The 14368-nt window shown below is 54.5% G+C and carries 10 protein-coding genes and 1 pseudogene; 7 read left to right on the plus strand and 4 right to left on the minus strand.

Annotation, left to right across the window (positions count from 1 at the left end; all coding sequences use genetic code 11):
• Positions 1–21 precede the first annotated feature (21 nt).
• The 5 genes from NYE74_RS06190 to NYE74_RS06210 all read left to right on the plus strand — a co-directional run bounded on the left by NYE74_RS06190 (position 22) and on the right by NYE74_RS06210 (position 7037).
• On the plus strand, positions 22–1434 hold the full coding sequence (locus NYE74_RS06190; protein WP_341004646.1) for an amino acid permease: 1413 nt from the start codon (positions 22–24) through the stop codon (positions 1432–1434).
• A 145-nt stretch (positions 1435–1579) separates the two neighbouring features.
• Complete coding sequence (gene pdaA / locus NYE74_RS06195) at positions 1580–2338, plus strand: delta-lactam-biosynthetic de-N-acetylase (protein WP_341005302.1); 759 nt, start codon at positions 1580–1582, stop codon at positions 2336–2338.
• Positions 2339–2895: 557 nt separating this feature from the next.
• Complete coding sequence (locus tag NYE74_RS06200; RefSeq protein WP_036619124.1) at positions 2896–3360, plus strand: MarR family winged helix-turn-helix transcriptional regulator; 465 nt, start codon at positions 2896–2898, stop codon at positions 3358–3360.
• A 24-nt stretch (positions 3361–3384) separates the two neighbouring features.
• Positions 3385–5112 (plus strand): ABC transporter ATP-binding protein, encoded by a 1728-nt coding sequence (locus NYE74_RS06205; RefSeq protein WP_036627397.1) that lies wholly within the window; start codon positions 3385–3387, stop codon positions 5110–5112.
• Positions 5109–7037, plus strand: coding sequence for an ABC transporter ATP-binding protein (locus NYE74_RS06210; RefSeq protein WP_036619125.1), 1929 nt, complete (start codon positions 5109–5111; stop codon positions 7035–7037). Before NYE74_RS06205 ends, NYE74_RS06210 begins: the two co-directional genes overlap by 4 nt.
• Before the next feature lie 465 nt (positions 7038–7502).
• On the opposite strand, the gene NYE74_RS06215 is transcribed toward NYE74_RS06210, so the two are convergent.
• Together NYE74_RS06215 and NYE74_RS06220 are read right to left on the minus strand one after the other, a co-directional pair.
• Positions 7503–8756 (minus strand): L-lactate MFS transporter, encoded by a 1254-nt coding sequence (locus NYE74_RS06215; protein WP_036619126.1) that lies wholly within the window; start codon positions 8754–8756, stop codon positions 7503–7505.
• A gap of 120 nt (positions 8757–8876) precedes the next feature.
• Positions 8877–9602, minus strand: coding sequence for a LytR/AlgR family response regulator transcription factor (locus tag NYE74_RS06220; protein ID WP_036619127.1), 726 nt, complete (start codon positions 9600–9602; stop codon positions 8877–8879).
• Positions 9603–9807: 205 nt separating this feature from the next.
• Here NYE74_RS06220 and NYE74_RS06225 point away from each other — a divergent pair.
• A pseudogene (locus tag NYE74_RS06225) lies at positions 9808–10917 on the plus strand (RNA-guided endonuclease TnpB family protein).
• Positions 10918–11024: 107 nt separating this feature from the next.
• On the opposite strand, the gene NYE74_RS06230 reads toward NYE74_RS06225, so the two are convergent.
• Positions 11025–12701: a sensor histidine kinase gene (locus NYE74_RS06230; RefSeq protein WP_155619341.1), complete on the minus strand. Its 1677-nt coding sequence runs from the start codon at positions 12699–12701 to the stop codon at positions 11025–11027.
• A 177-nt stretch (positions 12702–12878) separates the two neighbouring features.
• Here NYE74_RS06230 and NYE74_RS06235 point away from each other — a divergent pair, with 177 nt between their 5' ends.
• Complete coding sequence (locus NYE74_RS06235; RefSeq protein ID WP_036619129.1) at positions 12879–13331, plus strand: V4R domain-containing protein; 453 nt, start codon at positions 12879–12881, stop codon at positions 13329–13331.
• Between the two features lie 357 nt (positions 13332–13688).
• On the opposite strand, the gene NYE74_RS06240 is transcribed toward NYE74_RS06235, so the two are convergent.
• Entirely contained in the window at positions 13689–14354 is a 666-nt protein-coding gene (locus NYE74_RS06240; protein WP_124332434.1) for a DNA-3-methyladenine glycosylase family protein, read from the minus strand.
• Between the last annotated feature and the right edge of the window lie 14 nt (positions 14355–14368).

Genomic DNA, 14368 nt, shown 5'->3' on the forward strand with positions numbered 1-14368 from the left:
GAATTAGGGGACAGAGCCTAAATGCATTTATTCAGAAAAAAATCGATAACCTCCATGCTTGCGGAGAAAAACGCGGCCGGCACCACGCTCAAAAAAGAGCTTGGCGTCTTTGATTTAACCATGCTTGGCATCGGATGCGTCGTCGGGACGGGCATCTTCGTGCTCACCGGTGTTGCGGCGGCGCAGCATGCCGGGCCGGGACTTATTCTTTCCTTTATTCTGGCCGGGATCATCTGCGCCTTTTGCGCGCTGTGTTATGCCGAATTCGCGTCGATGGTTCCCGTGTCGGGGAGCGCCTACACCTATAGCTACGCTACCTTCGGGGAGCTTGTCGCCTGGATTCTCGGCTGGGACTTGATGCTGGAATACGGTTTTGCCGCTTCTATGGTGGCCAGCGGCTGGTCGGGGTATTTTCAGGGCCTTGCCGCCGGGTTTGGCATAGCCCTGCCGCATGCGATCAGCAGCGCCTTTGATCCTAAAGCCGGGACCTATGTCGACGTTCCCGCCGTTTTGATCGTGCTGCTGCTTACGTTTATCGTATCCCGCGGATCGAAGGAGTCGTCGCGGCTGAACTCGATCATGGTCATTGTCAAAATCGCCGTGATCGCGTTGTTTGTCGTTGTCGGCGCCTTTTACGTGAAGCCGGGCAACTGGACGCCGTTCATGCCGTTTGGATTCAGCGGCGTCGTTACCGGGGCGGCGACGGCCTTCCTTTCTTATCTCGGCTTTGATGCCGTCGCCACAGCCGCCGAGGAGGTGCGGAACCCGCAGAAGGATCTGCCGCGCGGCATCCTCTGGTCGCTGGCGATTTGCTCGCTGCTGTACGTCCTCGTCACGGCGGTGCTTACCGGGATCGTTCCGTATTCGCAGCTGAACGTCAAAAATCCGGTCGCCTTCGCCCTAAAGTATATCGACCAGAATTGGGCGGCCGGCTTTATTTCGCTGGGAGCCATCGTCGGTATAACGACCGTGCTGTTTGTGCTGCTGTTCGGCCAAAGCCGGCTCCTGTACGCGATCGGGCGGGACGGATTGCTTCCCGGGAAGCTGGCCCGGCTGCATCCCCGGACCGGGGTACCTTCCGTCAGCATCTGGACGACCGGCATCGCGGTCGCGGTGTTGGCCGGTCTGATTCCGCTCGGCCGGCTCGCCGATTTGGTCAGCATCGGTACGCTTTTTGCCTTTATCACGGTATCGCTCGGGGTTGTCATTTTACGCCGGACCCGCCCGGACTTGCCCCGCTCGTTCAAAGTGCCGCTGGTGCCCTGGATCCCGCTGCTGGCCGTGTTGACCTGCGGCTATTTGTTAACCAGCCTGCCGCGGATAACTTGGATCGCCTTCCTCGTTTGGATGATTTTCGGGTTATTGGTGTATGTGCTGTACGGGTACCGGCACAGCGAACTGTCCGGTTCGGCGGGCAGACAGCAGGGCAATTAAAGTTGCGGTGCGAGGGGCCCGGCCGGCCCAAAAGCGAGTTGTATATTTCCCGCAGTACAGGCAATAGTAAACGAGAGCGCTGCAGCTAGGATTTTGGAGAATAAGGAGAGAATGCTCTGTGAGATTGGCCTTGATCTGTGCGGTAATGGCCGGCATGCTGCTTGGCCCCGCGGTACCGCAAACCGTTAACGCCGATTCGCCCCATCATTTCGGGTTCAAAAAAAGCGTAAACGGAAGTCTTCCTTCGATTAACGAGGAGGGTTTCAAAGAGATCGTCGATAAACATGGGGCAATTTTTCTCGGCGATACCTCCCTGAAGGAATTGTTTCTCACGTTCGACAACGGTTATGAAAACGGGTATACCGCGCCGATTCTCGACACGCTGAAGGCGAAGAAGGTGCCGGCCGTTTTTTTCGTCACCGGACATTATGTGAAGGATCAGCCCGAGCTGTTAAAGCGGATGGTTGCCGAAGGGCATCTTATCGGAAATCATTCCTGGAGCCATCCGGATATGACCACGATTTCCGACGAGCGAATCCGCGACGAACTGGAACGCGTCAAGCAGGAGACGGCGAAGGTGACCGGCCGTCAGGAGATGAAATACCTGCGGCCGCCCCGCGGCATTTTCAGCGACAGAACGCTGCGGGTGACGAAAGAGCTGGGGTACACCAACGTATTTTGGTCGGTGGCCTACAAGGATTGGGATGTCAAGGCCCAAAGAGGCGCAGATTACGCATACCGGCAAGTGGTCTCTCAACTGCATCCCGGCGCGGTGATTCTGCTGCATTCCGTGTCCAAGGACAACGCGGCGGCTTTGGGCTCCATCATTGATGAAGCCCGGCGCCAGGGATACGAGTTCAAAAGTCTGGATGAACTCCGCCAAGGCGGCGGGGCAGGGCAGTAATGGAAAAGGATCGTAACGGCCATGGGGACAATTTTAGCTCTACAAGCCCGCCGGTACGATCTTTTTTGCGGAATCGAGGGAAATAGAGGTAAAAAAGGGCGTTATCCCCTACCGAGATAGGGGGTCCAGCTATATTAGCGGAACTTTTTACCGCTATTTTTTGAAAATGAGCGGGAAAAGGCTGCTTTTTCAAGTTCAGTTCCCAATAGGGCCTAAAAGTTCCGCTATCCTGCGACCGAGGGACAAAATCACGAAAATAGCGCCACAATTTACCGTTATTTCCGGCAACAGTGGTTTGCCCGTCCCGATCCCATCCCATATCCTTCGCACGCACCTGCAAAGCTTTATCCGAAAACGGAGCCAGTTCCTTATTTAAGTGTAAAAAAGACGCCAGCACCCGGTAGCTTTACCCCGGCAGGCGTCTTTTTCTTTCTAATATGTGGAACTTCGGGCTCGCTTGACTTTCATGATAAGCGAAATTATAATTAGGCTTGCTAATAAATAGGATTCCTAATTATTAAATCATGAAAATAAATGGAAAGCTGAGGTGATCACCGGTGCATTCCAGCGATAATTCGCAGGCGCATAAGCTTATGCTGGCGCTGCACCGCTTGCGGAGACTGGATATGAACAAAATGGCGCCGTTAACGTTCAAACCAAGCGAATTCAGACTGATGTATTCTATTCTTCAAGGGCTTGAACAGGAGCCGCGGGGCATCACCGTCTCCGAGCTCAGCACAAGGATGGGAGTGGCTTCGCCCACCGTCACGCCGCAGATTCGCAGCCTGGAAGAACAAGGGCTTGTGCATCGCTACAACGATCAGGAGGATCGCCGGGTCGTGCGCGTCAAGCTGACGGAGCAAGGCCATCAGGCGTTTCGCACGGCGGCGGAACACCGATCCAAGCAAATTCAAAATTTATGCGATTTTTTGGGCGAAGAGAAAAGCAACCAATTGATCGAGCTGCTGCACGATGTACACCGGTATTTCGAATCGCAGATCAATCAAAATAAAACCGAGTGATTCGGATAAGTGGAGATGATGGAATTGATCAAACTTTTCCGCTATTTGAAACCATACCGCTGGCTGGTCGCCGGAGTGCTCGCCCTCGTCTTTCTTCAGACGTTGTCCGAGCTGTATTTGCCGACACTGATGGCCGATATCGTCGATATCGGCGTCGTCAAAGGTGACACGCCGTATATTTGGCGGGTGGGCGGATTTATGCTGCTAGTGGCGCTGGGCGGAATGGCCTGCTCCATCGGAGCGAGCTTCTTCTCGTCCAAGGCGGCGTCGGGATTCGGCAAGCGGCTGCGCGCCAAAATGTTTAACCATGTGTCCAACTTTTCGCTGGAAGAGTTCGACAAGGTGGGCACCGCTTCGCTGATCACCCGGACGACGAACGACATTACCCAAGTTCAGCAGGTGCTGATCATGATGATGCGGATGATGGTAATGGCGCCGCTCATGTGTTTGGGCGGGATCATCATGGCCGTATCGAAGAACGCGGAATTGTCCCTGGTGCTGGTGGTCGTCCTGCCGGTGCTGGCCGGGTCGATCTGGTTGATTGCCGGCAAAGGGATCCCGCTGTTTAAGGCGATTCAGAAAAAAATCGATAAGCTGAACCTCGTCATGCGCGAGAGTCTGACCGGCATCCGGGTTATCCGCTCGTTTAACCGGACCGCTTACGAAAGCAAACGGTTTGACGCGGCCAACCTCGATTTGACGGATACCTCGATTCGGGTCAATAAAATCATGGCTTTCATGATGCCGATCATGATGCTGGTGATGAACCTGTCTTCGGTGGCGATCATTTGGTTCGGCGGGCTGCGGATCGATGCCGGGCAAATGCAGGTAGGGGACCTGATGGCTTTTCTGCAGTACGCGATGCAGATTATGTTTTCGCTCGTCATGGTTTCGATGATGTTCGTCATGGTTCCCCGCGCTTCCGCTTCCGCCGTGCGGATCAACGAGGTGCTGGACATGGTTCCGGAGATCAAGGATGCCGATGTGGCGGCGGCGATGTCCGGGCAAAAAGGTTACGTGGAATTTCAAAACGTCTCCTTCAGCTATCCCGGAGCGGAACAGCCGGCGGTGCGGGACATTACGTTCAGCGCCAAGCCGGGCGAGGTGACCGCGATCATTGGCGGAACGGGTTCCGGGAAATCGACGCTGATCAGCTTGATTCCGCGGTTTTACGACGTCGATGAGGGACGCGTGCTGGTGGACGGCGTCGATGTGCGGGAGATGAAGCAGGAGGAACTGCGGCGCAAAATCGGTTTCGTTCCGCAAAAAGCGGTGTTGTTCTCCGGCACCATCAACGACAACATCCGTTACGGCAAGGAGGACGCCACCGACGAGGAGATCCGCCACGCGGCCGAGATCGCCCAGGCGAGCGATTTTATCGCCGAGATGGAGCATGGTTACGAATCGGTGATCGCTCAAGGAGGCACCAACGTGTCGGGCGGGCAGAAGCAGCGGCTTTCCATCGCCCGGGCGCTCGTGCGGAAGCCGGAAATTTACATTTTCGACGACAGCTTCTCCGCGCTCGATTTTAAAACGGACGCGAAGCTGCGCGCCGCCTTGAAGCAGGAGACCCGGGAAGCGACGGTCATTATCGTGGCCCAGCGGGTAAGCACCGTGCTTGACGCCGACCGCATCATCGTCATGAACGAAAGCCGGATCGCCGGCATCGGCAATCACCGCGAACTGATGGAAACCTGCGACGTGTATAAAGAGATCGTTTATTCACAGCTTTCGGAGGAGGAGATTGCATGAGTCAGGAGCAAAAAGGCGCGGGCGCCTCTGGGCAGCCTGCCGGCAGACCTCCGGGGCTAAGAGGACACGCTCCGAGACATCCCGGACCGGGAGGGCCCGGCGGACCCGGCATGAGCATGCCGGCCGAGAAAGCAAAGGACTTCAAAGGGACTTTAAAGCGGCTTATCCGTTATTTGCGGCCGCATCAATATCAATTGGCAGCCGTGCTTGTCATGGCGGTTTTAAGCACCGTGTTCAGCATCGTAAGCCCCAAGGTGATGGGGAAAGCGACGACCAAGCTGTTTGAAGGGATTATGGCGAAAATTCAGGGGGTTCCCGGGGCGGCGATCGATTTTGCGTACGTGTGGCAGATCATCATGGTCCTGGTGGGACTTTACGTATTAAGCTCGCTGTTCAGTTATGTGCAGCAGTACCTGATGGCCGGCGTCGCGCAGAAAACGGTGTACGACTTGCGCCGCGATGTGAACGCCAAGCTGAACCGGCTGCCTTTGAAATACTTCGACGCTCGTACCCACGGTGAAATTCTCAGCCGGGTCACGAACGACGTCGACAATATCAGCAATACCTTGCAGCAAAGCTTGACGCAACTGATCACCTCGATCTTGACGCTTATCGGCGTCATCGTGATGATGCTGTCGATCAGCCCGCTGATGACGCTGATTGCCGTGCTGACGCTGCCGCTCAGCGTGCTGGCGATCACCCAGGTCGCCAAACGCTCGCAGAAGCAGTTCGTCCGCCAGCAGGCGGAGCTGGGCAAACTTAACGGCCATGTAGAGGAAATGTATACCGGCCACAAAATCATTAAGGCGTTCGGCCGCGAGAAAACGTCGCTTGAGCAGTTTGACGACATTAATGAGCGGCTGTACACGGCAGGCTGGAAGGCGCAGTTCATTTCCGGCGTCATCATGCCGATCATGAGCTTTATCGGGAACATCGGCTATGTGCTCGTGTCCGTGGTCGGCGGCATCCTCGTCACCAAACGGACGATCGAGATCGGCGATGTGCAGGCCTTCATCCAATATGCGCGGCAGTTTACGATGCCGATCACGCAAACGGCGAACATCGCCAACATCATTCAATCGACGGTCGCTTCGGCGGAACGCGTATTCGAAATTTTGGACGAAGAAGAGGAAGTGCCGGAATCGGCCCGGCCGAAGGTACTCAAAGAGCCGCGCGGCGATGTGGCCTTCAATCACGTGAAGTTCGGATACGATCCTCAGCATCCGCTGATCGAGGATATGAACATTAATGTATCGCAGGGGCAAACGATCGCGATCGTCGGACCTACCGGGGCCGGCAAAACAACGCTGATCAACCTGCTGATGCGGTTTTATGAAGTGGGCGACGGGGCGATTAGCGTGGACGGCGTCAACATCGCGGAGATGAAGCGCGGCGACCTGCGCAGCATGTTCGGCATGGTGCTGCAGGATACGTGGCTGTTCAACGGCACGATCCGCGACAATATCGCCTACGGACGCGAAGGCGCGACCGAGGAGGAAGTGGTGCGGGCAGCCAAAATGGCCTACGCCGATCACTTTATCCGCACGCTGCCGGACGGATATGATACGATCCTGAACGAAGAGGCCTCCAACATCTCGCAGGGTCAGAAACAGCTGCTGACGATCGCGCGGGCGATTTTGGCCGACCCGGCCATTCTCATTTTGGATGAAGCCACGAGCAGCGTCGACACCCGGACCGAGGTGCAGATCCAGAAAGCGATGAACGAACTGATGAAGGGCAGAACAAGCTTTGTCATCGCCCACCGCCTTTCGACGATCAAGGACGCCGATCTGATCCTGGTCATGAATCACGGTTCGGTGATCGAAAAAGGCACGCATGAACAATTGCTGGCTGCAAAAGGCTTCTACGCCGATCTGTACAACAGCCAGTTTACGAAAGGCAGCTTCGAGCCGGAGGCGGTGTAAAAGAGGCAATCATTTAAATATCCTATAAACTAGTAGACGATTCTGGAAATAACGTTAGCATGATGGCAAGTGAAGACATGAGAAAAGGGCAAAACTAGTCTGTTGAAGATCTCGGGTGACAGCATAAAGGAAAAAAAGGGCGCTATTTCAGCCGATACCCCCATGTTGCGTGCAATAGAGGAATTTTATGGCGCTATTTTCACGATTTAGTGGCGAAAGGCCACTTTTAGACCTGTTCATCAAAAAATAAGACCCAAAAGTTCCCCTATTGGTGATAAATAGGCTCAAATTGGAAAATAAGACCCGAAAGTTCCGCTATTTTATAGGGGCGATACTGAGCACAAGACTAATATAGAACAAAGCGATCCATGACCCCCGTCCGCAGATAAGCCATATTATTTCCGGATCCTTCTACTAGCAAAAGCCGGGCGCACCGCAAAGCAGTGCGTACCGGCTTTTTATAATTTAAGCTGCGGACCTGAAAGGCTTTAGGTGCAGCCCCTTTTTCTTCGTGTTTTCCACAGGCGGTTTTATGAGCGCCGCGATGACGACTGCGGCCAGGCAGAGCAGGCCGATGACGATGAACGCCGGCTTGAAGCCGCCCAGCATCACGGCGATGAACGAGCCGGATAGCGCGCCGATGCCGAAGCCCTGATAGATGAGACCGTAGTTTTTGCTGTGGTTGGCCAGGCCGAAGAAGTCGCCGACAATCGCCGGAAAGATCGTGATATTGCCGCCGAAGCAAAAGGCGATAGCCGCCACGCAGGCGAAGAACAGACCGAAATTCAGCTGAGCAAAGCTCAGGGTGAACACCGCCGCCGCCGTTACCGCCAGCGCTCCGCCGATCAGGCCCAGCCGGCTTATCTTATCGGACAGCGCGCCCAGCACCAGCCTGCCCGACGTGTTGAACAAAGCGATCAACGCGACCGCGTTGGCCGCGGCGGCCTCGTTAAGCCCGGCAAGCTGAATGCCGATGTCCTTCACGATGCCGATCAGATAAAGCCCGCTCATACAGGCGGTAAAAAAGATCGCGAACAGCATGTAAGCCTCTTTCGTACGCAGCATTTCACCCACGGAGTAATTGCGCGGCTCCATATCTGCGGCCTTGTCCGCGCCGTACGGGCGCGATTCGGCTGCCGGGACGGCGGGCGAATGCTGCGCCTCGCGCACCAGCAAGGAACCGGTGGCAATCAGCGCCATGACGATCAAACCCCAATAAAGAAAAGCTCCGGAAACGCCGGCAGTTTCAAGCAAAGCCCCGTTGACATACTTGAACAGCAGGCTGCCCGTACCGTAAGCCCCGACGGAAACGCCGGAGATAAGACCCTTGCGGCCGGGGAACCATTTCAGCAGATTGGACAGTGAGGTGATATAAGCCGTCCCGTCCGCATAGCCGACCATCACGCCGGCGAGCAGGTACAGCATCGGAAGGGAACTTGCCTGCGAGCTTAACATCAGGCCGAGTCCCAACAAAATGCCTGCCGCCATCGTCAGCCTGCGCAGACCGAAGCGGTCCTGCAGCTTGCCCGCAAACAATGTGGCCAAGGCGAGCGCGAAACTTGTGATGGAGAAGGTTGTAGAAACGGAGCCAAGATCCCACCCGAATTTGTTCGCCAATGGCTGGTTAAACAGACTCCAGGTATAGATGGTGCCGAGACCCATCTGCATAATAATGGTGCCCAATACGATCGGCCACCGCTTTCCGGATTTGCCGTTCATAGCCATTCCTTCTTTCTCTCTCGATTCCGCAAGAGCTCTCTGCACTCTTATTGTAAACGAATACGCGCAGCGCTTGACGGGAACGGGAACGAAATGACGCGAATACGGAATGAATTGCGGCTACAGACGCATGAGCTGCCGGAATTCCTTCGCTTTACCGCGGCTGACCGGCACTTCAAAGTCCAGATCGCGCAGCCGCAGCAAATAGGTATTGTTGAACCACGGAATAATTTCCTTGATTTTGCCGAGATTAACGATGTAGGAGCGGTGACAGCGAAAAAAATGCTCCTGCGGCAGACGTGCCTGGAAGTCGCTGATGCTGAGCGCCATCGTGTATTCCCCGCTCTTCGTCATCACGCTGGTGCTCTTCTCCCGGGCGGCCGCATAATAAATGTCGTCGATTTCCACGACAATAATTTTTTCGTTTTTCCACAGATTGATCTTGCCGAAGGCGCCTCTTCCTTCTCCCGTGCCTCCGCTTCGCGCCGTGTGGGCCGCCTCCAATTTGCCAAGCATATTCTGAATCCGCGACTCGCTGTAAGGCTTGAGAATATAATCAAAGGCCTCCAGTTCGAACGCATCCGCGGCATGCTCCTTGTACGCCGTAGTGAACACGATAAAAGGTCTGGCGGAAAATTTGCTGATCGTCTGAGCCAACAGCAAGCCGTCAATCGAGGGAATATTGATATCCAGAAACAGTACATCAACCTCCCGGTTTTGCAAGAACTTCAACGCCTCCAGCCCGTCCTCGAAGCAGGCTTCGACCGCAATCGCGCTGTAGCGCTCGATCAAGTAAGCCAATTCCCGGCGGGCCAGTTCTTCATCTTCGATGATGATCGCTTTCATCGATAACGTAAAGGATACTTGAGATTTTAGTCATGAGAGGAATTTACGCCTCACTGACAAGCTATATTCCTTTACTTCCTCCCTTCAAAATATTGAAAAGACATTGTTATCGCTTTAAACGAGAACGAATGTTTGGTATAATGGAATGAGATAGATGTTGCTTCCTTGTGTTGACTTCACCTTTCTTTGAAGTGTGGTGACAGGTTTGAAACTTACTTTAACAGCGAAAGTGAAAATACTGCCTAATGAGCAACAAGCGGATTGGTTACGACAAACCCTAGCGCGCTTACCGCGAAGCGAGCAACCACTTGTCTGTACTTGTACATAAAGACAAGATCCTCTCGAAGACTTTACTCCACAACATGATGTATCGAGAATTGCGCTATGCTTTTTCGCTCCGGTCGCAAATGGCCCAGTCCGTTATGAGTACCGTCATCGCCAGATACAAGTCGTTACTCAGCAACAAACACCCTTGGACACGGTCCTTTTCAAGAAACCCGAGTACGACCTGGTATGGAATCGGGACTATTCGCTCTCCAAACAAATCATTTCCATCAACACGCTGTATGGTCGGATTAAAGTACCCTACATGACGAAAGGTATGGATTCTTACTTTGACGGATCTTGGTCATACGGCACTGCAAAGTTGGTCCACAAGAAGGGGAAATTCTTCCTCTATATTCCAGTATCCAAAGAAATCGCCGAAATCGAAACAGGAGCCATCCATCAAGTCGTCGGTATTGATCTCGGGATCAACTTTATCGCCACCAGTTATGATTCGCAGGGCAAGTGTACGTTCTTCCACGGTCGACCGATCAAAGATAAGCGATCGAGGTATAAGCATATGCGAAAACAACTGCAACAAGTCGGCACAGCCTCCGCCAGAAGGAAACTAAAGCGGATTGGAGGACGAGAAAACCGTTGGATGTATGATGTCAATCATTGTGTATCGAAGGCACTCGTCCGTAAGTATGGTGCAACCTTGATGGTGGTGGAGAATTTAAAAGGTGTTCGTAGTAAAACAGAAAAGATTCAACTTAACGAACGTTATGAATCGGTATCTTGGTCGTTCTATCAACTAAGAAAGATGATCGAGTACAAAGCCGCATTACATGGAGGAAAAGTGATTGCTGTAGATCCCAAGTACACCTCACAGACCTGCCCGAAGTGCGGCCGTAAAAACAAAGGGAACCGGGACAAGAAGAAGCATCACTTCAAATGTAAAGAATGCGGGTATAGCTCAAGTGATGATCGAGTTGCCGCCATGAACCTTCAGCGTATTGGAATGAAGTACATCACTGAAGGGATTGTATAAGGTATACCTATACAATTGGGCAGATGTCAACCTGCCTATAGTAACGCCATGTTAAGGAAGGAGACTTTTTGTCGCATTCACTTCCGGGCAGTTACAAGCTCATGACTTTAGTCATGAGTAATTGATGAGATCTCCTTCTTGAGGTTAAAATAAATCGCCGTTCCTTTGTCCAGCCTGTGGATCCTAAGCCCTTCCCCGTAGATCAGCTTTACTCTGCGGTGTACATTGTAAAGCCCGATCCGGTTGTCTTCCATGGAGCCTTCGTATACCTTACGTATCGTTTCCGGCTCGATGCCGGCGCCCGTGTCGACAATGCCGATACGCACGGTGTCTCCGCGGTCTTTGACCGATATCGTGACCGTACCCTTGCCTTTTCCCTTCAAAATTCCGTGGACGATCGCATTCTCCACCAGCGGCTGAATGATCAGACTCGGAATTCGCACCTGCGTATCGTCGATATCGTAGCGCACCTCCAGCCGGCTGCCGAAACGGGCCTGCTCGATCTCCACATACTGCCGCACCTGCTGCAGCTCCTTGCTGAGATCGATCATCTCGTCCGTCAGCTCTAGATTGTAGCGCATGTATCCGGACAAATTGACGATCAGTTCGCGCGCCTTTTCCGGGTCGACACGGATGGAGGAAGCGATCGCGTTGAGCGCGTTGAACAGGAAATGCGGGTGAATCCGCGTCTGCAGCGCCTTGAGCTCGGCCTTGTTGGCCATCTGCTTAAGGTCCTCAATGCGCGAAACCTCCATTAGCGTGGAGATCATCTGAGACAGTCCAACGGCCATCGCCTGCAGCGAGTAAGTGATTTTATGCGCCTTGGCATAATAAATTTTCAGCGCGCCCGTTACCTCCCCCTTTTCCTTGAGCGGAATAATGATCTGCGACTTGATCCGGGGGTCGATATGGGCGGCCTCATTATTGCGGATCGTAATTTCCCCGTTGGCCAGCGAACTCTTTGTCTCATCGCTCACGATTTCATGCCGGTTCGCATAATGTTCCTCCCCCAAGCCCACGTAAGCGAGAATATACCGGGTATCGGTGAGCGCCACGGCGTCCGCGCCGATTTCGGCCTGGATGATGCGGCAGATCTTCCGCAGCGATTCGGGCGTGATGGAGCGAAAATAAGGCAGCGTCTTGTTGGCGATATCGAGCGCCAGCTTGGCCTGCCTGGCGGCGATCCGCTCCTTCTCTCCTTCCACGCTCTGCACCAGCATCACGATCAATCCCACGCAGACCTGGCTGGCAATCATCGGCAGGGCGATCTGCGAAACGATGTTCAGCCCCAGCGAGTACGGCTCGGCCATCCAGAGAATCAGCAGCATCGTCAGCGCTTCACAGCCCATGCCGGCGGCGATGCCGACCGCCCATTTCCGTTCCGCCGGCGTGCGGACGTATATGATGCTTGCAACAACGCCCGCAATCATGCTCGTTATGAGGCAGGGCAGCGAGGTCACCCCGCCGATGTCGATCAAGAAGCGGTGCGCGCCCGACAGGAGCCCGGTGATCAGGCCGACCGCCGGGCCGAAGAGTATGCCTCCCGCCATGATGGCGATAATCCGCACGTTGACCAGCGAGCCTTCAACGTTGATGCCGCTGTAGGTTCCGAAGATGGCGAACAGACTGAAAATGGCCGTAGCCAGCGCCAGCTCCTGACGGTTGTATTCTTTCTTCTGAAAAAGCTCCTTGAAGCGGGGCAGACGGGTCAGCACAAACAAACACATTTGCAGCAGCGCCGCCCGCTCCAGCAGCTGCAGCAAAATAAACAAAGTGTGTTGCATCATTCATCCCTCCACCCGGAATCGAGACGATCTTGTTTTTACCCTATCAAGGATATGCGTCATATTTCGTGATATATATCACATTTATAGCTGTGCATTTTTGATCTCAGTCAAGGAAATGAATTGCGTTTTATGGCAAATTAAAAATATAACCAACGAGGAAAAGGGGAATGAGCCATGACAAGCTTTACGTTTGAGGATCTGCAGCGGATCAATCGCGTCCGTCTGGGAGACGAGGTGCCGCTGGAGCTGTTTCGGGCGATCCGCTTGATCGGTATGCAGCAGGGTCTGCCATTGGAAGGCAAAGGAACGACGGCGTCGATCGGCCGCAAAATCGGCGAGAGCCTCCCGGTAGGGACGCTGGAGGAATTGTTGGAGTTGTTCGCCAAGCTGCGGATAGGACTGCCGCGCGTTTTGCAGCGGGATGAGCGGCTGATCCGGATTGCGGTAGACGATTGCTTCTGCAAAGGACTGCCTGTGATCGAAGAGAAAAAGGTATGCGACTTGGAGGGGGCAATTCTGGAAGGGGCGCTCGGCCGTATATTGAACCGCAAGGTGAGCGTCCGTGAGACCCAATGCAACGTATCCGGCGACGAGCATTGCGAATATGAGATCAGAATTTACGGGTGAGGACAGGAGGAGTGGGTTGGGTTCCGGGACCGCATGGTAAGAGGGAGCAAGGCGCGGGCGTAGGGGCTAACGGACACTGATGACGCTCAACTGGCGAAAATTCGAGCAGAAAAATTGTAACGGACCGAGGAGACCTTATTTTGGTCAACTCCGCCCCGATCGCCTTATTTCCAGCCCAATAACGCCTTTGGAGTCCGTTACAGCGGGAAATAACCGGGAAATGAGCGAATAAGGTCATCTCAGTCCGTTAGAGGTGGAAGGGGCTGCGGGCGACGGGGGGAGCATCGGATCGGGATCAATTACGCAAGCGCCCGCCTCTTTGTCACCGTTTAGCAAACGCCAAAGGATAACACCCAATCATAGGTGTTTACAGCGCTCTTCGAAGGTTTCGCCGGAATCGACGTGACCTTGATTGATCGCTTCCCATAAATACAGGGAAGCGATCGATCCATAGGGGGACCATGGCGCGGCCACCTGCTGCAAATATTTGCGGTCGTCCCGGTCCTCCATGGCGTACAGCCATTTGGCGGCCCGCTGCAAGCCGGCATCGCCGAACGACACGACGTCCTCCCGGCCCAAGGCGAAGATCAGGAACATTTCCGCCGACCATTTGCCGATGCCTTTCACGGATACGAGCGCGCCTACGACTTCTTCGTCGCTCATGTCCTCCAGCTTTTCCAGCTGGAGTTCGCCGGATAAAACCTTGCCGCATAAATCGCGGATATAAGCGACCTTGGAGGCGGAGAGGCCGGCGGCTCGTAAGCCGGCGTCCGTTTGCGCCGAGAGAGCGGCCGGGGATAGTTCCCCGGCAAGCTCGATGACCCGGCCGCGGATCGTCGCCGCCGCCCTGACCGAAATTTGCTGGCTGATAATGGAGCGGGCCAGTTCGGCAAAATAAGCTCCCTGCGGTTTGGTCGCCAGGCCGCCGATCAAGGCCGTCAGGCGCCCCATTCGCGGGTCGGCGGCGGCCAGCGCCCGGACGCGGGGGTCTTCGGGGTGAAGCTGGAATTTGGGGGGATTCATCGTTATCGCTCTCC

This window comes from Paenibacillus sp. FSL P4-0127, from assembly GCF_038007325.1.
Lineage (GTDB): Bacteria > Bacillota > Bacilli > Paenibacillales > Paenibacillaceae > Fontibacillus > Fontibacillus macerans.

Coding starts and splice junctions, on each gene's coding strand:
- NYE74_RS06190 (WP_341004646.1), top strand. CDS start 22: ATGCATTTATTCAGAAAAAAATCGATAACCTCCATGCTTGCGGAGAAA.
- pdaA (WP_341005302.1), top strand. CDS start 1,580: ATGGCCGGCATGCTGCTTGGCCCCGCGGTACCGCAAACCGTTAACGCC.
- NYE74_RS06210 (WP_036619125.1), top strand. CDS start 5,109: ATGAGTCAGGAGCAAAAAGGCGCGGGCGCCTCTGGGCAGCCTGCCGGC.
- NYE74_RS06215 (WP_036619126.1), bottom strand. CDS start 8,756: ATGAACGGCAAATCCGGAAAGCGGTGGCCGATCGTATTGGGCACCATT.
- NYE74_RS06220 (WP_036619127.1), bottom strand. CDS start 9,602: ATGAAAGCGATCATCATCGAAGATGAAGAACTGGCCCGCCGGGAATTG.
- NYE74_RS06230 (WP_155619341.1), bottom strand. CDS start 12,701: ATGCAACACACTTTGTTTATTTTGCTGCAGCTGCTGGAGCGGGCGGCG.
- NYE74_RS06235 (WP_036619129.1), top strand. CDS start 12,879: ATGACAAGCTTTACGTTTGAGGATCTGCAGCGGATCAATCGCGTCCGT.
- NYE74_RS06240 (WP_124332434.1), bottom strand. CDS start 14,354: ATGAATCCCCCCAAATTCCAGCTTCACCCCGAAGACCCCCGCGTCCGG.